The 22469-nt window shown below is 64.1% G+C and carries 20 protein-coding genes; 14 read left to right on the top strand and 6 right to left on the bottom strand.

Annotation, left to right across the window (positions count from 1 at the left end; translation table 11 throughout):
- Position 1 precedes the first annotated feature (1 nt).
- Entirely contained in the window at positions 2–2593 is a 2592-nt protein-coding gene (locus HGN31_RS15225; protein WP_168783744.1) for a VapE domain-containing protein, read from the top strand.
- 31 nt (positions 2594–2624) lie between these two features.
- Here HGN31_RS15225 and HGN31_RS15230 read toward each other — a convergent pair whose 3' ends face one another.
- Complete coding sequence (locus tag HGN31_RS15230) at positions 2625–3689, bottom strand: hypothetical protein (RefSeq protein WP_168782145.1); 1065 nt, start codon at positions 3687–3689, stop codon at positions 2625–2627.
- 647 nt (positions 3690–4336) lie between these two features.
- Here HGN31_RS15230 and HGN31_RS15235 point away from each other — a divergent pair.
- The 3 genes from HGN31_RS15235 to HGN31_RS15245 are packed head-to-tail and all read left to right on the top strand — an operon-like array spanning position 4337 to position 5473.
- On the top strand, positions 4337–4861 hold the full coding sequence (locus HGN31_RS15235) for a crossover junction endodeoxyribonuclease RuvC (RefSeq protein WP_425325322.1): 525 nt from the start codon (positions 4337–4339) through the stop codon (positions 4859–4861).
- Positions 4858–5058 (top strand): hypothetical protein, encoded by a 201-nt coding sequence (locus HGN31_RS15240; RefSeq protein ID WP_168783745.1) that lies wholly within the window; start codon positions 4858–4860, stop codon positions 5056–5058. The genes HGN31_RS15235 and HGN31_RS15240 overlap by 4 nt, the downstream gene beginning before the upstream one ends.
- Positions 5051–5473 (top strand): DUF6362 family protein, encoded by a 423-nt coding sequence (locus HGN31_RS15245; RefSeq protein ID WP_168783746.1) that lies wholly within the window; start codon positions 5051–5053, stop codon positions 5471–5473. Before HGN31_RS15240 ends, HGN31_RS15245 begins: the two co-directional genes overlap by 8 nt.
- 7 nt (positions 5474–5480) lie before the next feature.
- Here the strand turns inward: HGN31_RS15245 and HGN31_RS15250 are convergent, their stop codons facing one another.
- Entirely contained in the window at positions 5481–5897 is a 417-nt protein-coding gene (locus HGN31_RS15250; protein WP_021099075.1) for a type II toxin-antitoxin system VapC family toxin, read from the bottom strand.
- A complete protein-coding gene (locus HGN31_RS15255; protein WP_021099076.1) occupies positions 5894–6178 on the bottom strand; it encodes a hypothetical protein in 285 nt (94 codons plus the stop codon). Before HGN31_RS15255 ends, HGN31_RS15250 begins: the two co-directional genes overlap by 4 nt.
- Before the next feature lie 515 nt (positions 6179–6693).
- Between HGN31_RS15255 and HGN31_RS15265 the strand changes: the two genes are divergently transcribed.
- Positions 6694–8007, top strand: coding sequence for a terminase gpA endonuclease subunit (locus HGN31_RS15265; RefSeq protein ID WP_244961060.1), 1314 nt, complete (start codon positions 6694–6696; stop codon positions 8005–8007).
- Positions 8008–8261: 254 nt separating this feature from the next.
- On the opposite strand, the gene HGN31_RS15270 is transcribed toward HGN31_RS15265, so the two are convergent.
- Complete coding sequence (locus HGN31_RS15270) at positions 8262–8888, bottom strand: TetR/AcrR family transcriptional regulator (RefSeq protein ID WP_078543000.1); 627 nt, start codon at positions 8886–8888, stop codon at positions 8262–8264.
- 259 nt (positions 8889–9147) lie between these two features.
- Between HGN31_RS15270 and HGN31_RS15275 the strand changes: the two genes are divergently transcribed.
- From HGN31_RS15275 to gltS, 9 genes are all read left to right on the top strand, one after another.
- A complete protein-coding gene (locus HGN31_RS15275) occupies positions 9148–10215 on the top strand; it encodes an HlyD family secretion protein (protein ID WP_168783747.1) in 1068 nt (355 codons plus the stop codon).
- Entirely contained in the window at positions 10212–12950 is a 2739-nt protein-coding gene (gene rbbA / locus HGN31_RS15280; RefSeq protein ID WP_036707940.1) for a ribosome-associated ATPase/putative transporter RbbA, read from the top strand. Before HGN31_RS15275 ends, rbbA begins: the two co-directional genes overlap by 4 nt.
- A 7-nt stretch (positions 12951–12957) precedes the next feature.
- A complete protein-coding gene (locus HGN31_RS15285; RefSeq protein WP_035745648.1) occupies positions 12958–14070 on the top strand; it encodes an ABC transporter permease in 1113 nt (370 codons plus the stop codon).
- A gap of 5 nt (positions 14071–14075) precedes the next feature.
- Positions 14076–15155, top strand: coding sequence for an alpha/beta hydrolase (locus HGN31_RS15290; protein WP_035745646.1), 1080 nt, complete (start codon positions 14076–14078; stop codon positions 15153–15155).
- A 318-nt stretch (positions 15156–15473) separates the two neighbouring features.
- Positions 15474–17231 carry a PHA/PHB synthase family protein gene (locus HGN31_RS15295; protein WP_051693716.1) on the top strand — a complete coding sequence of 586 codons (1758 nt, stop codon included), beginning with the start codon at positions 15474–15476 and terminating at the stop codon, positions 17229–17231.
- A gap of 4 nt (positions 17232–17235) precedes the next feature.
- Positions 17236–18630, top strand: coding sequence for a bifunctional enoyl-CoA hydratase/phosphate acetyltransferase (locus HGN31_RS15300; RefSeq protein WP_088233858.1), 1395 nt, complete (start codon positions 17236–17238; stop codon positions 18628–18630).
- Positions 18627–19796, top strand: a complete 1170-nt coding sequence (locus tag HGN31_RS15305) for an acetate/propionate family kinase (RefSeq protein WP_035745643.1) — start codon at positions 18627–18629, stop codon at positions 19794–19796. The genes HGN31_RS15300 and HGN31_RS15305 overlap by 4 nt, the downstream gene beginning before the upstream one ends.
- Positions 19793–20557: an enoyl-ACP reductase FabI gene (gene fabI / locus HGN31_RS15310; RefSeq protein ID WP_035745640.1), complete on the top strand. Its 765-nt coding sequence runs from the start codon at positions 19793–19795 to the stop codon at positions 20555–20557. The genes HGN31_RS15305 and fabI overlap by 4 nt, the downstream gene beginning before the upstream one ends.
- 92 nt (positions 20558–20649) lie before the next feature.
- Positions 20650–21855, top strand: coding sequence for a sodium/glutamate symporter (gene gltS / locus HGN31_RS15315; RefSeq protein WP_036707945.1), 1206 nt, complete (start codon positions 20650–20652; stop codon positions 21853–21855).
- Between the two features lie 13 nt (positions 21856–21868).
- Here gltS and HGN31_RS15320 read toward each other — a convergent pair whose 3' ends face one another.
- Both HGN31_RS15320 and HGN31_RS16810 read right to left on the bottom strand, forming a co-directional pair.
- Complete coding sequence (locus tag HGN31_RS15320; protein WP_131023395.1) at positions 21869–22354, bottom strand: IS5 family transposase; 486 nt, start codon at positions 22352–22354, stop codon at positions 21869–21871.
- On the bottom strand, positions 22252–22467 hold the full coding sequence (locus HGN31_RS16810; protein ID WP_165456312.1) for a transposase: 216 nt from the start codon (positions 22465–22467) through the stop codon (positions 22252–22254). Before HGN31_RS16810 ends, HGN31_RS15320 begins: the two co-directional genes overlap by 103 nt.
- Positions 22468–22469: the final 2 nt, after the last annotated feature.

The raw sequence follows: 22469 nt of genomic DNA on the forward strand, positions 1-22469 counted from the left end.
GATGATCGATCTCAACGACATCGCGGTTCCGAAGACCCGGCACGATCTGGCGGCGGTGAAGGAGCGGCTCGCCTACACGGCCGCCGACTGGCTGCCGGGGCTCTTCCCCGAGGCCCGGCTCGCGCGTGACCGTCGATCCTTGCGCTGCGCAGACCTCTCCGGGCGCCCGCCGCGCAAGGAGGGCTCCTGCACCATCCATCTCGACGGGCCCTATGCAGGCTGGGGCTTCGACTACGCCACCGGCGAGCGGGCCGGTCCCATCGACCTGATCGCGCAGGCGACAGGGCTCTGCGACGGCGCGCTCTTCGACGAGGCGGCGCGGCTTGCGGGGATGGACCTGCCGGCGCCGCGGCCCGCGCCGGCGTCGCCCATGCGCGCGCGCCCCGACCATACCGCCGAGATCGCGCGGCTGGTCGGCGGGGCCGTGCCGATCGCGGGTACGCCTGGCGAGACCTATCTGCGCGCCCGCGGGGTCTCGGATCCCGGATCGCCCGACCTGCTGTTCCATCCCGATCTTCCGGACTTCGACAGCTGCCGCGGCTGGCCCGGCCTGATCGCGATCCTGCGGCTGCCGGGCGGGGAGCGCGCGCCGGGCATCCACCGCACCTTCCTGCTCGACGACGGCAGCGCCAAGGCGCCTCCGGGCAAGAAGATGCTCGGCAGCGTGAAGGATGCGGTCGTTCGTCTGTTTCCTATGCCGGAGGATGGGCACATCGGCATCGCCGAGGGGATCGAGACGGCGCTCGCCGCCCACGCGCTCTTCGGCACACCGGTCTGGGCAGCGCTGTCGGCCGACGGTCTGGCGCGGTTCCAGTGGCCCGAGGGCACCCGGCGCGTCACCATCTATGCCGATGCCGGAGACGCGGGCTGCCAGGCGGCTGCGACGCTCTCGGACCGCCTGAACCGGGCCGACATCCCGAACGAAATCGTCGCGCCACTCCATGGCGACGACTTCAACGACGATCTGCTGCGCGGGGCCCGCGCCGAGGATTACGCGCGCGGGACAGATGCCGCAGCCGAGCCGCAGACCGAAGATCCGGTCGACGCCGAGACGGCCACGCCCGTCGTCACCTCTGCCGACGATCCCGCAACGCTGATTGCCGCGGCCGAGGCGCTGACCAACCCGCCCGAGTTCGAAGCCCTGTCCACGCTGCTCGGGCGCATCGCGCTGGCGAAACTCGACCCGCTGCCCGAACGGCAGGTCGTCGCGCGGATCAAGTCCGCGACCGGGATCGGCATGTCCGTCCTGACCCAGCAGCTGGCCGAGCTCCGCCGCAGGATCAACGCCACCGGCGATCCAAACGCGCCGATCCCGAAGCCTGCCTGGTTCAGGCGCCTTCGGCTCGATCTCGCGGGCGCGCCCGAGCGCAACGAGGCCAACGTCATCGTCGCGCTGACCTCCGACCCGGCCTTTGCCGGCGTGCTGGCCTTCGACGAGTTCGGGCAGGAGATTGTCGTGCGCCAGCCGCTGCCGTGGGATTGCGCCGCCGCGACCCTGCCGCGCCCGTGGGAGGACGCCGACGACATCCGCACCGCCGAATGGCTGCAGCTGCGCGGGATCAACGTGGCGCCGGTGGTCGTGAGCCGTGCCGTCGGCGCCGTCGCCCGCGAGCTGCGCATCCATCCCGTCCGCGACTGGCTCGACACCCTGAAATGGGACGGCACGCCCCGGATCGAGACCTGGACCAGCACCTATCTCGGTGCTGCGCCGACCGCCTTCCATCACACCGTCGGAGCGCTCTGGCTGATCTCTGCCGTCGCCCGGATCTACCGCCCCGGGGTGAAGGCCGACCACATGCTGATCCTTGAAGGGCCGCAGGGCGCGCGCAAATCCACCGCGATCAAGGTGATGGCGGGCGAGGACTGGTTCACCGACGAGCTGCCCGAGCTTGGGTCGAAGGACGCCGCACTGCACATGCAGGGCGTCTGGATTGTGGAGATCGCCGAGCTCGACGCCATCGGCCGCGCCGAGGTCTCGCGCATCAAGGCGTTCCTGACCCGCACCACTGACCGCTTCCGCCCGCCCTATGGCCGATACACGGTCGAGGTTCCGCGCCAGTGCGTCTTCGCCGGCACCGTGAACCCCGACACCTATCTGCGCGACGAGACCGGGAACCGCCGGTTCTGGCCCCTCCGCTGCGGCGCCATAGACATCGCGGCGCTCGCCCGCGACCGGGACCAGATCTGGGCCGAGGCCGTCCATCGCTTCCGGGCCGGCGCGATCTGGTGGATCGACGACCCGGCGCTGCTGGCCGAAGCCCGCGAGGAACAGGACCGCCGCTACCAGTCCGACGCCTGGGACGACCTGATCGAACACTGGCTGACGCACGAGATCCGCACCGTCTCCGACGGCTTCCCAGACTACGGCAATTCCCGCACCGAGAGCGTGCTGCGGCCGGAGCCGCTGCGGGACGTGTCGGTCGGCGAGATCCTGGAGGAGGCCATCGGCCTCGAACCGGCCCGATGGACCCGCGGAGACCAGATGCGCGTCTCGGCCTACCTCAAGGCCAACGGCTGGGAGCGGTACCGACGGCGAGACGAGGGCGGGCGCGAGGCGCCGCGCGAGTGGCGGTATAGGAGAGGGGCAGGATGATCATTGAACCGGAGCTTCTAGTTGGCCTTGATCAGTCATCCTTCGTCCAACCAGCGTGACCTTCGCAGAACTCGCAGCCGGTATGATAGCTGTATTCCAAATCGCCGCCTCCTATCTGCCGTTCGTTGCACCAGTCGCATTGGGGCGCTGAATCTTCTGAATAAAGGCATTCAGTACATACAAAGGTCTCGCCGTGCTGCACTACGCTGCCAAGACTGGAACATTGGGCGCAATTGATCTGGGGCTCAAAGTCTGACGGATCGGAGAATTCCGTGTCCAAGGCTTCTGACAGGTCTTCGCGCGTCACCTCGTATCCACATTCCTCGCAGGTCATCCCGGAGACGTTGTGCCCGTCGATGTGCAGTGTTGCACCGCATTCACCCGGGCAAGGTATCTCGATATACGACTCACCCAAGCCGCAGACCTTGCATCTTTGTTCAAAGAAAACCTCTGAAACTTCGGCTACGGCTGCCGCTTCGAACCCACAGCCGGAACAGGTCTTGAATACCGTGCCTGCCTTCTTTTCCGCGTCAATTTCCGGTTTCAGCCGGTCGAACGCCACCTGCAAATAGGCGCGAAGTTGGTTCATTCGCCAAGTTACGGTCGAGATTTCTTCTTCGAATTGATCAAATTGATCATCCCAATCGGAGAGCAGGCGTTCGAGGTGAAACCAACACAGGCACAACTCCTTGACGATCTCCTCCGTCATCTTGTCGTCGGCCTGTCTTTTTGCGGCCTCGTGGAAAAAATGGATCATACGATTCCGGTGTGCGGCGATCTGGGCAAACTGCGTCACTGCATCCTGCGGAATGTTCTCACCGCAGGCGTTCTTCAGCCTTTTGATCGCATCGCCTTGTGTGACAGTCTTCGCCTTCCCCGACAGGAAGTCTTCAACCGATACGTCCGAAGTTCGTTCGACTACGAGTGTCCAGTGTTCCCGCATCAGTCGAGCCTTCAGGATTAGTTCAACCGCCGTGGCGAAGTGGATCACAGAGTACTTCGGATGAGCCTTGATCTCCTCCACCGACCGTTCAAGGAAATCGAAGGCGCTTTCGGACAGGTTGTGTAGGGCAGTACTCAATTTTTTCTTTGACACGGTTCACTCCGTCAACGGCTTCGCACGGCGACATACTTGGCCCATTGCTATTGTTCCTTTACCGGCCCCGCAATGACACATGGAGCACGACTCCAGCGCGACCGACGGTTGGCCGCATACCAGGCATTTCTGCGGTCGCTCTGCCGCGGTGCAGTCTGGTCGCTTTCCGCCCTTTGCTAACCCTTGAGCGTTTCGGCTTCAGCCTCCCCTCGGAACAGAGTCTTGTCCCAACCTCCCCGGTGGCCCCAACCCTGGCCCAACCTCCCGAGGAGGTTGGGGACACAAAAAGCCGTTCAAAAACAAAGGTGTCCCCAACCTCACCCCGTGGTCCCAACCTTTTGCTACACATTCATGTGGGAGAACGGAAAAGGTCGGGAACATGTTTTTCTATACGAAAAGAGAAGGACCCCCGTTGGGGACACCGAGGTTGGGACCACATCCGCGCAAGCCATTGTTATAGAACGATAAAGAACTGTCCCAACCCCCTCGAAGGTTGGGGCCACGCGTTCGGAGGTTGGGACCGGCGCGTGCAGAGCGCGGATCATCGCACGTCGCCGCGGTCCTGGTCGTTTTCGCTTTGGCCGAGGACCGCCGAATGCTACATCTTGCGGTGACCGAAGCCGAAGGCCCACAGCTTGTGAGCCTTCATGATGAACACACCGATCCCCGCGCAGGACGTCCGCCCCGAGCCGGGCGCGATCTCCCGGTCCTGCATCCTCGCCCTCGACCTCGGCACCACGACCGGCTGGGCGCTCCGCAGCCACGACGGACTGACCACCAGCGGCACGGTCAGCTTTCGGCCCGGACGCTTCGACGGTGGCGGTATGCGCTACCTGCGGTTCACCAACTGGCTGACCGAACTCGATCGGCTGTCCGGGCCCATCGCCGCGATCTGGTTCGAGGAAGTTCGCCGCCACGCCGGGACCGACGCGGCGCATGTGTTTGGAGGTCTCCTCGCAACGCTGACCGCATACGCTGAATTGCGGGGCATCCCCTACCAGGGCGTGCCGGTGGGCACCATCAAGCGCCACGCCACCGGCAAGGGCAACGCTCCCAAGGAGGCGATGATTGCCGCGGCCCGCGCCCGCGGTTTCAGCCCCGCCGACGACAACGAGGCCGACGCCATCGCCATCCTGCTCTGGGCGATCGAGACGAACGGGGGCCTGGGATGAGGTGGTACCCGAAAGGCTACGGCGGCGCGCGCCGGGATCCCGACCAGGTAAAGCGGGATGGCTGGCATGACGAGGGTGTGCTGGCCGTCTCCGTCAACGACAACCGCCTGACCTGGCCGGAGCGCGAGCTGGTGCGTCAGCTCGGCGAGAAGCTGTATGGACCTCGGGCGGGCGACCGGGAGGCTGCGAATGGCTGAGTGGACCCCCACCATGGTCGAGGACCGGCTCGAGAGCGCGGCCGACGTGTTCCGCTCGCTGCCCGAGGTGAAGCCGCAGGGTTACTTCAACGCCTGGCCCGAGTATTTCCACAGCTTCGCGGATCAGGTCGGCCAGGAGCCCCGGATGCGTCGGCCGCGGCCGAGCCCGCGGCAGATCACGCAGGCCGAGGATGCTCTGCTCTGGCTGCGCTGGCTCGACCCCGCCGACGCGCGCCTGCTCTGGCTCCGGGCGAACCGGAAGCCGTGGAAACCGATCTGCTGGGAACTCGGCATCAGCCGTGCCACCGCGAACCGGCGCTGGCAATACGGGATCGCCGTGATCGTCTGGCGGCTGAATGGGAGGCAGGTGCCGAAGAAGCGGTCGATGGATTTCGTGGTCGGGCGTGCGGGATGAGCGCGCCTTACGTCGCCTCGAACGGGTTCAGCACCTCCACGTCCAGCCCGGCCACGTCCGCCCCGTTGCGCGTGACGAGCGTCAGGCCGTTGGTCTTGGCCGTCGCCGCCAGCAGCGCGTCGACGACCGGCACCGGACGGACCGCGTTCATTCGGCCCCATTCCTCCGCCACGGCCGTGTCGACGGGCAGAACCCGGTCACCGAAGCCCGCAATCACGTCCCCGAGCCACGCCTCGAGCGCGGCGGCCTTCGTGGGATCGCGGCGGCGCGCCAGTTCCACGCCCTTGCGGATCTCGCCCAGCACCAGCGCGCTGAGCCACAGGTCGTCCTCGGCGACGCCCGACCACCAGGCCGCCACGGCCGGGTCGCAGCGGTCGCCCTTGCGCACTTCAGAGATGATGTTCGTGTCGATCAGGAAGCTCACAGGGAGACGTCGCGCCCGAAATCGCGGGGACGGTCGAGATCGATCCCTTCGAGCGGCGCCGAGGCGAGCAACGCCTTGAGACCGCCGCTGCGGGGCGTGGCGATCCTCTCGCGCAGGATGGCGCGCGTCTCGCTCTCGCGTTCGGGATCGCCGAGAGCGGTGGCGACGTCCCGGACGAGGGCGGCATCCTCCTTGCGGACCTGCACTTCCACGCGCACGAAGCCCTGCCGCTGACGGCGCTTGCGCCACTGGGTGACGGGGGAAGGATCGGTGCTGGCCATGCTGCCCTCCATTTCCGGAAATACTACCGGAAAGATGGGGGCGCGGCAACGGGCTTCAAGATCGCGCTGTCAAGTCACAACGAACCCGCGAGACATTTTCCCGCGAGACACCGGAAGGCGAGACGCCGAAGCCCAGCCACGCTATCAAATCACTAGACTCGGAGTTGTGCGCTCGGGCGAACCGACGCTCATCCCGAGGTGGACACCGGGGCTGGCTTCCGGGGTCCAGCCGGGGTCCAGGCTGCCAAGCCGTTGTTTTCCGGTTCCTTTCCGGGCCCGCACGTATGCTGGCGGGCTTGGCTCGGCATTTCGCCAGCGACAGGGCCAGATTTTTGGGAAGCCACCGGAGTCCAGCGTCCAGCCGCGGCGCCAAGAAACCCTCGTGAATTCAAGCATCTGACCGGCCGCGCGGGGTGGATACCCCGCGGATGCCGGAGTCCAGCCGGAAGCCGGCGGACCCCATCGCGCCGGAGTCCAGCCCAGCGGATGCCGACCTATCATCGACAGGAACCTGCATGAACCTCGCCTTCGCCCCCGAGCGGATCGAGATGTGGCCGCTTGCGCGCCTCCAACCCTACGCGAAGAACGCGAAGGTGCACGGGCCCGACCAGGTCGCAAAAATCGCCGCCAGCATGGCCGAGTTCGGCTGGACCGTGCCCTGCCTCGTCGGCGATGACGGCGAACTGATAGCGGGCCATGGCCGGGTGCTGGCCGCGACGCAGCTCGGGCTGACCGAAGCGCCGGTGATCGTGCTCGGGCACCGGACGGTGCGCACGCCCTACATGCGCGAGATCATGGACCGGCTGTCGGCCGGCGACACGATGCAGCGGATCGTGTTCATGAAGGCCGCGCAGGTCGGGGCGACCGAGGCGGGCAACAACTGGATCGGCTTTGCGATCCACCAGGCACCGGGCCCGATGCTTGCGGTCCAGCCGACGGTGGAACTTGCCAAGCGCAACTCACGCCAGCGGATCGACCCGCTGATCGACGAGAGCCCCGAGCTGCGGGAGCGGGTCAAACCGGCCCGGTCGCGAGATGCGGGCAATACGATGCTGTCGAAGGAGTTCGCGGGTGGCATCCTGATCATGACCGGGGCCAATTCGGCGGTCGGGCTGCGGTCCACCCCGGCGCGGTACATCTTCCTCGACGAGGTCGATGCCTATCCCGCCTCGGCCGACGAGGAAGGCGATCCGGTCACGTTGGCCGAGGCACGGTCGCTGACCTTCGCCCATCGGCGCAAGGTGCTGCTGGTGTCGACGCCCACCATCCGGGGGCTGAGCCGGATCGAACGGGAATACGAGGTGAGCGACCAGCGCCGGTACTTCGTGCCGTGCCCGCATTGCGGCGCGATGCAATGGCTGAAGTTCGACCGGCTGCGCTGGCAGAAGGGTAAGCCGGAAACGGCGGAATATCACTGCGAGGGCTGCGACGCGGCAATCACGGAACACCACAAGACGGCGATGCTGGAAGGCGGCGAGTGGCGGGCGACCGCCACGGCCGCCGATCCGACCACGGTCGGGTATCACCTCTCGGCGCTCTATTCGCCGATCGGCTGGCTGAGCTGGGAGCGGATCGTTCGGGCATGGGACGCAGCTCAGGGGTCGGACGAGGCGATCAAGGCGTTCCGCAACACCATCCTAGGCGAGACATGGGTCGAGACCGGGAAAGCGCCCGACTGGCGGCAGCAGGAGACCAACAGCGCGCCATCCCCGCGAACAGGCACGGAAGCTGTTTCCGAGTCGGGATTTCCATTGATCGGGAAAATGGAAGCACTCGCCCATCCGCAGGGCCTTCGATGGGGGCCTCTGCAAATGTTGACCAGGTGTTGACAAGAATTTCAAAAGCAAAAACCCGACGGTTTAAGTCGGGCTCCAACATTTTGATATCGTTGATTTGTTTGGTGCGGGGGCGCGCTACCTACGAGACCGACACTCGATCCAAGCGGCCATCTGACCGACCGTATATAGCCGCCTGAAAGCACCTGAGGCGTCCGATCAATCGTGTTGAAATCTCCGCACGAAACGCGGAAATCCCAACATGACTTATACAGGATCGCAGTTGGCAAGCTGACTTGGATAGTGGTCTAGATGGGACGCCAGCCGAATACCCCATCTGAACAACCAGGCAGCATTGCGTTCATCAGGGCGGTTTGCAGCATCTGTCGCTGATCCGCCTCGGGGATAGCCAGCAAATCCGCAGGCCCGAAAATCGCACGATGGGTCACGAAACCGCTGAGAAGGCTAAGCGCGAAATGCGCCCGTCCCGGATCCGCATGGCCAAACGCCCTGCTTAGAGGCAGGGCTAGTGACGTGCCAAAGAATTGCGCAATGATCGCCCGCGCCTCGCTGCAGAGGCTGGACTGTGTCAGTAAATGAAGCGGCCTGACATCTTCTACCTTGCGCGGATCACGCAGGAAGGCCAGATCGCAGATCCGGTTGATCATGGTCGCGCCATCGGGGTCCCCTGCGGCGATGTCATCGAGGGGCGCAAGCGCCAGCAAGGCCTGACGGAATATCTCGGCCTTCGACCCGAAGGCGCGATGGACATAGGCCACATCGACCCCAGCCGCGGCGGCGATGTCGCGCAGGCTGGTGTCGGAATAGGGCATCCGCGCGAAAAGCAGCATCGCCGATGCAAGAATGCGTTCTTTCCCGGTTGCCTGCCCCGGCATGCGGTCGGTCGAGTTGGCTGAGTTGAGCGTCCTTGGCATGGGTGGCTTGTGTTCGTCCGGTGGCTTCGACGCGAAGAAACTGAAAATGCTGCCCCGGAGCAGAGGTGCGGCAAGGTGCAGCCCACACCGGGTCGTGTTGTTTAGCTGGTTTTTCAACAGCAAACAACCAGCAGCCGCTTTTGCGCGACAATACAGGTTTTTACCCTGTCATCGAGCGTTGACAACAGGGGAGCGTAGGGCGAAAACCGCATCGGGACATGCGCGAAGCATCCATCAGCACAGCAATCAGAGGCAGATCATGGCAAAGCCCGGCAGAAACACCATTATTCTGGGCGGCCTGGCCGTTGTCGCCGTGCTTGGCTGGCTGGCCTGGGACCGGCTGCAACCCGCCGGTCTGCCGGCGGGTTTTGCCAGCGCCAATGGCCGGATCGAGGCGACCGAGGTGGATATCGCGGCGCTCACCGGCGGCCGAATCGCCGAAATCACCGCTGCCGAAGGTGACATGGTCAGCGCAGGCGATGTGCTGGTGCAGATGGACGTGGTGCAGCTGAACGCACAAAAACGTCAGGCCGAAGCGCAGCTTGCCCGCGCCGAAATCGGCGTCGAGACAGCAAGGGCGCTGGTCGCTCAGGCCGAGGCACAAGAGCGCGCGGCCCGGGCCGCGGTTGATCAGGCAGGCTCGGTTGCCGATGCCGCGTCGCGCAGGCTTGAACGCTCTGAGCAGCTTGCAAAGACCAGTGTGATCTCGCAGCAGGTGCTGGATGATGACCGCGCCCGGGACGCCCAGGCCCGCGCCGGTGTGGCCTCGGCCGAAGCCAGCCATGCGGCAGCGCTGGCGGGGGTCAGCAGCGCGCAGGCGCAGGTGGTCGATGCAAGTGCGGCCGTCGAGGCGGCAAAGGCGTCGATTGATGCGATCCAGGCCTCTCTGGACGACGCCACGCTGAAAGCGCCGCGCACGGGCCGGATCCAGTATCGCATCGCACAAGAGGGCGAGATTGTCGGCTCTGGCGGGCGGATCCTCAGCCTTGTCGATCTGGGCGATGTCTATATGACGGTTTTTCTGCCGACATCGCAGGTCGGCCGGGTGCAGGTCGGATCAGAGGTGCGCCTTGTCATGGATGCGGCGCGGGAATTCGTGATCCCGGCCACGGTTTCCTATGTTGCCGATGTGGCGCAGTTCACGCCAAAGACGGTCGAGACCGCCGATGAGCGCGAAAAGCTGATGTTCCGCGTCCGTGCCCGCATCGACCCCGAGCTGCTGTCGCGGCATATCGAATATGTCAAAACCGGCCTGCCGGGCATGGCCTATCTGCGGCTTGATCCGGATGCCGCCTGGCCTGACTTTCTTTCCAATGTCGCGAAATGACCGGCTCAGTTGCCGGGGTCTCCGGCCTGACGCTGCGCTATGGCAAGGTCACGGCGCTTGACAATGTGACGCTGGAGATCCCTGAGGGGCGCATGGTCGGGCTGATCGGGCCAGACGGGGTCGGAAAGTCCAGCCTTCTGTCGCTGCTGGCCGGGGCACGTGTGATCCAGCAGGGCAAGGTCGAGGTTCTGGGCGGCGATATGCGCGATGTGGCGCATCGCAACCGCGTCTGCCCCCGCACCGCCTATATGCCGCAGGGTCTGGGCAAGAACCTCTACCCGACGCTTTCGGTCGAAGAGAACCTTGATTTCTTCGGCTCGCTTTTCGGTCATGACAAGGCCGAACGCGAGCGGCGGATTACCGATCTGCTGGCTGCGACCGGCATGACGCCGTTCCGGTCGCGCCCGGCGTCAAAGCTGTCGGGCGGCATGAAGCAAAAGCTGGGTCTGTGCTGCGCGCTGATCCATGATCCCGATTTCCTGATTCTTGACGAGCCGACCACCGGCGTCGATCCGCTGTCGCGCCGCCAGTTCTGGGATCTGATCGACCGCATCCGCGCGACACGGCCGGGGATGAGCGTGATCACCGCCACCGCCTATATGGAAGAGGCCGCGCGCTTCGACTGGCTGGTTGCGATGAATGCGGGCCGGGTGCTGGCCACCGGCACCACCAACGATCTGCTGTCGCGGACCGGGGCCGACACGCTTGATGCAGCCTTCATCGCGCTTTTGCCCGAAGAAGACCGGGGCGAAGACAGTGCCGTGGTGATCCCGCCGCGGACCACCGATGACAGCGATATCGCCATCGAGGCCGAGGGGCTGACGCAGCGCTTTGGCGATTTCGTGGCGGTCGATAATGTTTCCTTCCGCATCCCTAGGGGTGAGATTTTCGGCTTTCTGGGTTCGAACGGCTGCGGCAAGACGACGACGATGAAGATGCTCACCGGGCTTCTGGAGCCGAGTGAGGGCCGGGCAAAGCTTTTCGGCCATGAGGTCGATGCAAGCGATCTGTCGGTGCGCCGCCGGGTCGGGTTCATGTCGCAGGCCTTCTCGCTCTATTCCGAGCTGACGGTGCGTCAGAACCTTGATCTGCACGCGCGGCTTTTCGATATGGCGGCCGAGAAGATCCCCGCCAGGGTTGACGAGATGATCGCCCGGTTCGATCTGGGCGACGTGACCGACAGCCTGCCCGAGGCGTTGCCGCTGGGTATCCGCCAGCGGCTTTCGCTGGCGGTGGCGATGATCCATGCGCCCGAGATCCTGATCCTTGACGAGCCGACCTCGGGGGTGGACCCGGTGGCGCGCAACGGCTTCTGGCGCATTCTGGCGGAACTATCGCGCAAGGATGGCGTGACGATCTTTGTCTCGACCCATTTCATGAACGAGGCGGAATGGTGCGACCGCATCAGCCTGATGCATGCGGGCAAGGTGCTGGTCTCGGACACCGCCGAGGGGATCACGAAAGCCAAAGGTTGCGCCACGCTGGAAGACGCGTTCATCGCCTATCTTGAAGAGGCGATTGGCGAGACGGCACCCGCCCCCGCCGCTGCGCCCGAGGCCGCGCCCGAGGCCCCCGCAGCCGGGGTGACCCATCACGCGCAGCAATCCGGCTTCAGCCTGCGGCGACTGCTTAGCTATTCGCAGCTGGAAAGCCTGCAATTGCAGCGCGATCCGATCCGGCTGACCATGGCGTTGGTCGGCAGCCTTCTTCTGATGATCGTGGTGGGGCTGGGCATCAACATGGATGTCGAGGATCTGACCTTCGCCGCCCTTGACCGCGACCAGACCACCACCAGCCGCAATTATATCGCCGATATTGCGGGATCGCGCTATTTCATCGAACAGCCGGCCCTGACAAGTTACGACGAGATCGACGCAAGAATGCGCTCGGGCGAGCTGGCGCTGGCGATCGAGATCCCGCCCGGCTTTGCCGCCGATATCGCGGCAGGCAGGGATGTGCAGGTCGGGGCCTGGTTCGACGGCGCCAACCCCAGCCGCGCCAATACGGTGCAGGGCTATGTGCAGGGCATGCATGCCGACTGGATCACACGTCAGGCGCGTCAGCTTTACGGTGACAAGGCGAGCGGCGGCAGTTTCGAACTGGTGACCCGATACCGCTACAACCCCGACGTGCGCAGCCTGAATGCGATGGTCCCGGCGATCATCCCGCTGCTTTTGCTGATGATCCCGGCGATCCTGACCACGCTTTCGGTCGCGCGTGAACGCGAACTGGGCTCGATCATCAATTTCTACGTCACGCCGGTGACGCGGCTGGAATTTCTGCTTGGCAAACAGCTGCCCTATATCGCGCTGGCCATGCTGAATTTCTTCCTGATGATGGCCATGGCGGTCACATTCTTCGCAGTGCCCTTCAACGGCAGTTTTCTGGGCTTTACCCTTTCGGCGCTGATCTATGTCACCGCGACCACGGCGCTTGGTTTTCTGGTGTCGGTCTTCATCGCAAGTCAGGTCGCGGCGCTGTTCGCGACCGCCATGCTGACGATGATCCCGGCGGTCAGCTATTCGGGTTTGATCTACCCGGTCTCTTCGCTGTCGGGTTTTGGCCGGGTTCTGGGCGAGATCTACCCCTCGACCTGGTTTATCACCGCCGCGCGGGGGGCTTTCTCCAAGGCCTTCGGAATGGCGGAACTGGCCGGGCCGATGCTGGCCATGGGCATCGCCATTCCGGTGATTATCGGGCTGGCGGCGGCCTTCCTGGAAAAACAGGCGAAGTGAGGGGCGGATGAACCTGCGCAACACCTTCAATCTGGGCGTCAAGGAATTGCGCGGGCTCTGGCGCGATCCGGTGATGCTGGTGCTGATCGTCTATTCCTTTTCGCTCTCGATCTGGACCTCTGCGAACGTCTCGCCCGAGGCGCTGACGAATGCCGCGATCTCGATCGTGGATGAGGATCAGTCGCATCTCTCCGCCCGCATCACCTCGGCCTTTTATCCGCCCTATTTTGTCGAGCCGCAGATGACCACGACGGCCGAGATGGATCGGCGGATGGATCAGGGGCTGGATACTTTTGCGCTGAACATCCCACCGGATTTCGCGCGCGATGTGCTGGCCGGAAAAAACCCGGCGATCCAGCTGAATATCGACGCGACAAGGATGAGCCAGGCCTTCACCGGCGGCGGCTATATCCAGCAGATCGTGTCCTCCGAGGTTTCGGAATATGTGGCGGGCTACCGGGCCGAGACCGCGCTGCCGGTCGATCTGGCGCTCCGCGCGCGGTATAATCCCTCGCTGGATCCGAAGTGGTTCGGCGCGATTTCCGCCGTGATCCGGTCGATCACCATGCTGTCGCTGGTGCTGACCGGCGCGGCGCTGATCCGCGAAAAGGAACATGGCACGGTCGAGCACCTGCTGGTCATGCCCGTCACCACGACCGAGATCATGTTTTCCAAGATCTGGTCGATGGGGCTGGTGGTGCTGCTGGGGTCGATCTTTTCGCTAAGTGTTGTGGTGCAGGCGCTGATGGCGGTTCCGGTGCAGGGCTCGGTCGTGCTGTTTCTTGCGGGCGCGGTGCTGATGGTTTTCGCCATGACGGGGCTTGGAATTTTCCTTGCCACCATCGCCGGGTCGATGCCGCAATTCGCGCTTTTGCTGATGATGGCGCTTTTGCCGCTGCAGGTGCTGTCAGGCGCGATGACGCCGCGGGAATCCATGCCAGAGATCATCCAGACCATCATGCTTGCAGCCCCCAACACGCATTTCATCATCCTCTCGCAGGGCATCTTGTTCCGAGGTGCGGGGCTTGACGTGGTCTGGCCCCAGTTCGCGGCGCTGGCGGCGATCGGGGTGGCGCTGTTCTGGGTGGCACTGATACGATTCAAGAAATTCCTGCGGTAAGGCATATGTTGGGCCGCCTGCTTCTGATCCTGACGCTTGCGCTTGCAGGCTGCGCTGCGCGTCCGGGGCCGGAAGTTCTGGCCCCCGATGCCGGTGCCCTGCCCGAGGGCGCCCGCCTTGTCCGGGTGCTGACCATGACCACCCGCGCGCCCGAGGCAAATCTGCCGGGGGCCTTTGGCGACTCTCGCTCCATCCGGCCAAGCTGGCTGGAATACGAGGTCTCGGTGCCGCCTGGCCATCGGCCGGGAAAGATTGAATGGCCGGATCGCAATGGCAGCAGCGCCGACCGGAATTTCGTGATGCGCAGCCGGCAGACGCTTAGCCGTGACGCCTTTGCAAAGCGTCTCTCGCGCGAGGGGGTCGGGCTTTATGTCCACGGCTTCAACACCCGCTTTCATGAGGCCTTGTTCCGTACCGCGCAGCTTTCGGTCGATGCGCATATCGAGGAAAAGCCCGTCCTTTTTACATGGCCCTCGGCAGGCTATCCGGGCGCCTATCTGGCTGATCGTGACGCGTCTTACTTTTCCCGCGCGGCGCTTGCCGATCTGCTGCGGCTTTTGACAAAGGGTCGGTCCGCTTCCGACGCGGTGCCGGTGCTGGCTCACAGCATGGGCGCGCGGCTGACGATGGAGACGCTGGTGCAACTGCGTCTTGCCGGGCGGGACGATGTGCTGGACCGGATCGAGGTCATCCTTGCCGCCCCGGATATTGATATCGATCTTTTCCGCGCCCAGATGGTCAGCCTTGGGCCGATGAAGCATCCCATCACGGTGCTCGTCTCCTCGGACGATCTGGCGCTGAAACTGTCGTCGCGGCTTTCGGCACGTCGGATACGGCTTGGGCTTGTCGATGTGCGTGATCCGGCGGTCCAGCGCCTGGCGGTCGCGACCGGAATACGGATCGTGGATATTACCGATATTCCGACCGATGATCCCGCCCACAGCCGCTATGTCGGCCTGCTTTCCGGCGAGGCCGGGGCTGTGGTTGAAAACACCCTTTTCGGTGAGGTACGCTTGGCTGGGGCCTTTGTCTTCAATCAGGTCGGCGGTGTCTTCACTGGCATCGGTGATGTGCTGGCGGATTGAGGCCGCGGCCTTGGCCCGGCGTTGGTGCCAGCGGCATTGGCCGGGTCATGGCCTCGACGTCGCGCCGTTTTGCCGGTAATCGTCCATGATGATCAGGGCAGGGACAGGGGATTCCGTGTCCGCCGCCGGACGCCGATGCTTTGCCTGTTCAGTCCGGGGGCGGCTGTTTCGGCGGTTTGACGGCGCTTTACGACATGTCGTCGGCATCGGGCCTTGGGCGCAATGCCTATGTTCAAGAAAAATCTTGAACTCTTTGATTTCGATCAACACTCGTTGATAGTTCTGTGCTAACTTCCGCCGGTAAATTGGAGACGCGACATGGCCCTTACTCCCAAATCAGATGGCTCGGGTGCAACCGGCGATGAAAGCCTTGGCATCGAGGCTTTTCAGGCCGTTGACCGCATACGAGAGGCGCTCTCGGGACAGCTCAGCGGCGGGGTTTCGCCCGGCTCGCTGATGATGGCCTATGTCGACTGGGCCTTTCATCTGGCGCAGGCACCGGGCAAGCAGATGGAACTGGGCGTCAAGGCGGGCCGCAAATGGCAGCGTCTCATGGCGCATCTGATGGCCTCGGCGATGGATCCGCAGGCCGCGCCGGTCATCACGCCCTTGCCGGGCGACCGCCGTTTCGCCGGTGAAGCCTGGGCGAAACCGCCCTTCAGCTGGATGTCGCAGGCTTTCCTGCTGCAGCAGCAATGGCTGCATAACGTCACCCATGAGGTTCCGGGCGTGACGAAGCACCACGAGGATGTGGTGTCTTTTGCCGCGAAACAGATCCTTGATGTCTGTGCGCCTTCGAACAACCCTTTTACCAATCCCGAGGTTGTGGCACGGACCTGGGCTACCGGAGGCATGAACCTTGTGAAGGGCTGGCAGAACTGGCTGCAGGACGTCGTCCGCCAGATCCGGCAGGAGCCGCCAGAGGGTGTCGAGGCCTTTACACCGGGTCGCGATGTGGCGGTGACGCCGGGCAAGGTAATCTTCCGCAACCACCTGATCGAACTGATCCAGTATACGCCCACGACAGAAACCGTGCACCCCGAGCCGGTGCTGATCGTTCCGGCCTGGATCATGAAATACTATATCCTCGACCTCAGCCCGGAGAATTCACTGATCCGCTGGCTGGTGGCGCAGGGCCACACGGTTTTCGCCATTTCCTGGCGCAATCCGGGTGCAGAGGATCGTGATCTGACGCTGGAGGATTATCGCCGGCTGGGCGTGATGGCCGCGTTGGATGAGATCACCCGTCTAATGCCCGATCAGAAAATCCACGCCACCGGCTATTGTCTGGGTGGCACTTTGCTGTCGATCGCGGCGGCTGCCATGGCGGGGAAGGGGGACGCGCGTCTCGCCTCGCTGACGCTGCTTGCCGCGCAGGTCGATTTCGCCGAACCGGGCGAGCTTGCGTTGTTCATCGACCCAAGCCAGCTGCATCTTCTTGAAAGCATGATGTGGAACCGCGGCTATCTCTCTGCCGATCAGATGGCGGGGGCGTTTCAGCTTTTGCGCTCGAATGACCTCATCTGGTCCCGGATGGTGCGCGATTACATGATGGGCGAGCGGACGGCGATGAATGATCTCATGGCCTGGAATGCCGACAGCACCCGGATGCCCTATCGGATGCATGCCGAATATCTGCGCAGGCTTTATCTGAATAATGAGCTTTCTTCGGGACGCTTCACCGCCGGGGGCAAGACAGTTCTGTTGCAGAACATCCGGGTGCCGATCTTTGCCGTCGGGACCGAGCGCGATCATGTCGCACCCTGGAAGTCGGTCTACAAAATCCACCAGTTCACCGATTGCGAGGTGACTTTCGCGCTGACGTCGGGCGGGCATAATGCGGGGATCGTCTCTCCTCCCGGTCACCCGCGCCGCCGCTACCGGCTGGCGACCCGCGCCCATGACGACGCGCTTTTGCCGCCCGAGACCTGGGTCGAGGCCAATCCTGCAACCGAGGGTTCGTGGTGGACGCCCTGGCAGGCCTGGCTTGCCGCGCGTTCGGGTGCCCCCGCCGCGCCGCCCGCAATGGGCAACGCGCTGGCAGATGCGCCCGGCACATATGTTTTCCAGAGGTGACAAGATGACCGGCACTCTGACCAACTATCTGTTTCACCAGATGAAAATCGGCGACCGCGCCAGTCTTGTCCGCCACGTCGGTCCCAAGGATATTGAATTGTTCGCCGCTGTTTCCGGCGACGCCAACCCCGCGCATCTGGATGCCGGTTTCGCCGCCCATGGGCCGTTTGGCCATGTCGTGGTGCACGGCATGTGGACTGCGGCGCTGATTTCGGCGGTGCTGGGCACCCGCCTGCCGGGGCCGGGGACGATCTATCTCGACCAGCAGATCCGCTTTAACAAGCCGGTTTCGCCAGGCGATACCATCACCGCCGAAGTTGAAGTGGCCGAGCTGATCGAGGGCAAGAACCGTGTCCGCCTGACGACCACCGCCCGCAATCAGCGGGGCGAGGTGGTGCTTTCGGGCGAGGCGCTGGTGCTGGCCCCGGTCGAGCAGGTGACCTGGGTGCCGGGTGACCTTCCCGAGGCGGTGGTCTTGCCGAAGGGGCGCTGGCAGGGCTTTGTCGAAGAGGCCCGCGCATTGCCCCCGGTGCGGGCGGCGGTGGTGCATCCCTGTTCGAAATCCGCGATCCTTGGCGCGATCGAGGTGCGCGACGAAGGCCTGCTTGACCCGATCCTGATCGGTCCCGGCGCAAAGATTCGCGCGGCGGCCGCCGAGGCCGGGGTCTCGCTTGACGGCTTCCGGATCGAGGAGACAGAGCACAGCCATGCAGCGGCGGCGCGGGCGGTGGAACTGGCGGCCTGTGGCAACGTCCAGGTGCTGGTCAAGGGCAGCCTGCATTCCGATGAACTGCTTGCGGCGGTGGTTTCGAAAAGCGGCGGCCTGCGCACCGAACGCCGGATCAGCCATGTCTATGCGATGGATGTGCCCGCCTATCGCAAGCCGGTGATCGTCACCGATGCCGCGATCAATATCGCACCGACATTGGAGCATAAGCGCGACATCTGCCAGAATGCCGTCGATCTGATGCGGCTTCTGGGGCGCGATCAGCCGAAGGTCGCGGTGCTGGCGGCGGTCGAGACGGTGAACGCGACGATGCCCGCCACGCTGGATGCCGCCGCGCTGACGGTGATGGCGGCTCGAGGCCAGATCACGGGCGCGCTGGTTGACGGGCCGCTGGCCTTCGACAATGCGATCAGCCCCGAGGCGGTGGCGACGAAGGGCATCGTCTCGCAGGTGGCGGGCGAGGCCGATATTCTTCTGGTGCCGGATCTCGAGGCCGGGAACATGCTTGCCAAACAGCTGATCTATTTCGCGGGCGCCACGGCCGCGGGGCTGGTTCTGGGCGCACGGGTGCCAATCGTTCTGACAAGCCGGGCGGATCCTTTATCGGCCCGCATCGCCTCGGCTGCGCTGGCCAAGCTGGTCGCGGTCCGCAAAGCGGAGGGGAAGGCGTGACCCGCGATCTGATCCTGACATTCAACACCGGATCCTCGACTATCAAGCTGGGGTTTTACGCACTGGAGGCCGCCGCGCCGCGCCCGCTGGCGTCGGGCGTGATCGATTTCCGCGATGAGCCTTTCGAAGTGCGCCTGACGCGCGAGGGCAAGACCTTTTCAGGCCCGATCACAGCGGATCCCGGCGATCTGACAGCCGTGCTGAACCAGGCTTTTGCCTGGCTGGCCGGGCATTTCAATCTTTCGCGCCTTGCGGTGATCGGCCATCGGGTTGTGCATGGCGGCGATGTCTTCACAGGACCAGCCCGGATCACCGATCAGGTGATCGCGCAGATCGACGCGCTGGCGCGGCTTGCGCCGCTGCATCAGCCGCAAAGCCTTGCGCTGATCCGGGCGATGCGGGGGCTTTACCCCGATGTGCCACAGACAGCCTCTTTCGACACGGCGTTTCATGCCACCAACCCGCCCCTGATCCGCCGCTTTGCCCTGCCGCGCGCGCTTTATGATCAGGGGATCAAGCGCTATGGCTTTCATGGTCTCTCCTACCGCTATATCGCCGGGCAACTGGGCGATCTGGCCACCGATGCAAAGGTGGTCGCCGCACATCTGGGCAGCGGCGCAAGCCTTTGTGCGATCCGGGGCGGCAAGAGCATCGACAGCTCGATGGGGTTTTCGACGCTGGACGGCATCCCGATGGCGACGCGTTCGGGTGCGCTGGACCCCGGCGTGATCCTGCATCTGATGGGCGAAATGGGGCAAAGCCTGAAACAGGTCGAGACCATGCTCTATCGTGAAAGCGGCCTTCTGGGCGTGTCGGGTTTCGAGGCTGACAGCCGCGAGCTGATGGCCAGCACGCGCCCAGAGGCTGCCGAGGCGATCGACCTCTTTTGCCTGCGCATCGCGGGCGAGGTGGCACGGTTGGCGACCAGCATGGGCGGGATCGATGCGCTGGTCTTCACGGCAGGAATCGGCGAGCATCAGCCCGGTATCCGCGCCCGTGTCGCCGCGCGGCTGGCCTGGCTTGGGGCAGAGCTTGACCCCGATGCCAATGAAGCAGGGTCGCGCAGGATCAGCACCGCCGCCAGCCGGGTGCAGCTTCTTGTCATTCCGACCGATGAGGAAAGCATCATCGCCCAGGAGGCCGTCAGCGAAGAGGCAGCGACATGATTGATCTGAAAGGCAAACGCGGCCTCGTGGTTGGCGTGGCGAATGAGGCCAGCATCGCCGCCGGTTGCGCCAGGGCCTTTCGCGCGGCGGGGGCAGAGCTGGCGCTGACCTTTCTTAATGAAAAGGCCCGGCCATGGGTCGAACCCGTGGCGCAGGAAGTGGGTGCGCCGCTGTTCCTTCCTTGCGATGTGCGTGAACCCGGCCAGTTGGAAGCCGTGTTTGACCGCATTACCGCTGAATGGGGGCGGCTTGATTTTCTGCTTCATGCCATCGCCTTCGCCCCGCGCGAGGATCTGCACACCAGCGTTGTCAACGCTTCGGCCGAAGGTTTTGCGACGGCGATGGATATCTCTTGCCACTCCTTCCTGCGCATGGCGCGGCTGGCGCGGCCTTTGATGCAGGCGGGTGGTTCGCTGATCACGGTCAGCTTTTACGGCGCGGATCGGGTGGTCGAGAATTACAACCTCATGGGTCCGGTAAAGGCCGCGCTGGAGGCTTCGGTCCGCTATGCGGCGGCCGATCTGGCGGGCGAAGGGATTCGTGCCTTTTCGCTTTCAACCGGTCCGGTCAAGACCCGCGCCGCCTCGGGGATCGACCGGTTCGATGCGCTGATGGATAAGATTCGCGCCCGTACGCCTGCGGGAAAACTGGTAAGCATCGAAGAGATCGGTACGCTGGCGGCCTTTCTGGCAACCGAGGCCGCAAGTCCCATGAGCGGATCGGTGGTCTATGCCGATAACGGATTTCACACCACCGCCTGAGGCAGGCGCGGGGCCCCGCCCTTGACCGGAAGGCGGATCCGGGGCAAAGCGGAATCAACATCAGTTGACAGCATTCTGACAGGCGCCGCCGCGTGACCTTCTTTACGGTTCATCCCTTCCATTCCTTCAATCTTGCCGTGGTCTTGCTGATCGCGGGCAAGATCCTGACCCTGAACATTGATCTTCTGCGCCGCTATTCGATCCCCGAGCCGGTGGCGGGCGGCTTTCTCTGTATCGCGGTAACGGGGCTCCTCTGGGCGCTGTTCGATCTGAAGGTCTCATTCGAGGTGGGGATCCGTGATTTCCTGCTGCTGGTGTTCTTTGCCGGTATCGGGCTGAAATCCGATATCCGCACGCTGCTTGCGGGGGGCAGGCCGTTGGTGATCCTGTTGATCCTTGCGACCAGCTTCATCCTTTTGCAGAACTTCGCGGGGATGGGGCTGGCGAGGCTCTTTGGAATGGAGCCGAAGACCGGGCTGATGGTCGGCTCGGTTTCGCTGACCGGCGGCGTTGGCACCACGCTGGCCTGGGCACCGATATTCGCCGAAAAGCTGGGGATCACGAATGCGCTGGAACTGGGGGTCGCGGCCAATACTGTCGGGCTAATCGCGGCCTGTGTGATCGGCGGGCCGATTGCGGCGCTCCTGATCCGGCGGGGCGGGCTGAAGGCGGAAAACAAGCGCGATCTGGACATCGGCGTTCCGAATGAGGGGCGCGCGGTCCGGATGGATTACTTCTGCATCCTCTGGTCGATCCTGGCGCTGAATGTCACCGTGCTGATCGGGCTGGCGCTGCATGAGGCGATCACGGCGGCCGGCGTCACGCTTCCAGCCTTTGTCAGCTGCCTTGTCGCGGGGATCGTGCTGCGCAACCTTTTGCCGCTGGCCCCGAGGCGGTTAGTGCGGCGGATCTGGCCTGGGGTCGATGATGCGCTGGCGCTGATCTCGGATCTGTCACTCGGGCTTTTCCTGATCATGGCGCTGATGGGCCTGCAGGTCTGGGAGCTGAACGGCGTCCTTCTGTTCATTACCGCCGCCCTTGTGATGCAGATCCTGCTGACGGTCGGATTCACGATTTGGGTCGTGTTCCCCGCGATGGGGCGCGATTATGAGGCGGCGGTGATCTCGGCCGGGTTTGGCGGTATCACGCTCGGCTCAACCGCCACCGCCATCGCCAATATGACCGCCGTGGCGCAGCAACATGGCGCGGCGCACCGGGCCTTTGTGATCGTGCCGCTGGTCTGCGGCTTTTTCATCGATATCGTCAACGCGCTGATCATCTCGGCGCTGGTCGGCTAGGGTGTGTTGACGTTCACCGGAGTCGGATGACGGTTGCGGCGAGAGCAATGAAGGCGCTGAAACTTTCATCAGTCTTGCAGCAGCGCATGGCGATGCCTCTGTATTCCTTGAGCCTGCCGAAGAGGTTCTCGATCAGGTGCCGCCACTTGCAGGTTTCGCGGTCGAATTCGGCGGGGAAGCGGCGGTTGGACTTTGGCGGAATGACCGGCTCGATCCCTGCACCGGTTAGCGCCTCGCGCAGCCAATCGGCATCGAACGCCCGGTCGGCAAGAAGTTGGCCACACGTCAGGCCATCGATCAGCGCCCCTGTGCCGCGCAGATCATGGGCCTGTCCCGGCAGCAGCCGAAAGTCGGTCAGGTTGCCGACCGCATCGGCCAAAGCCATGATCTTGGTTGTTATCCCTCCGCGAGAGCGCCCGATGGCCTGGCTTTGCGTCCCCCTTTTGCGCCCTGTCCGTGGCGGTGAACCTTGACGATGCTGCCGTCGATCATGGCGTATCCAAAATCGGCATCTTCAGCCAGGGCTCGGAACATGCGGTAGAACGCATCGGCCTTTACCCATCGCCGGAACCGCTTGAACACTGAGTTCCACTTGCCGAAATCCGCCGGCAAGT

It is taken from the genome of Paracoccus sanguinis, assembly GCF_012689545.1.
Taxonomy (GTDB): domain Bacteria; phylum Pseudomonadota; class Alphaproteobacteria; order Rhodobacterales; family Rhodobacteraceae; genus Paracoccus; species Paracoccus panacisoli.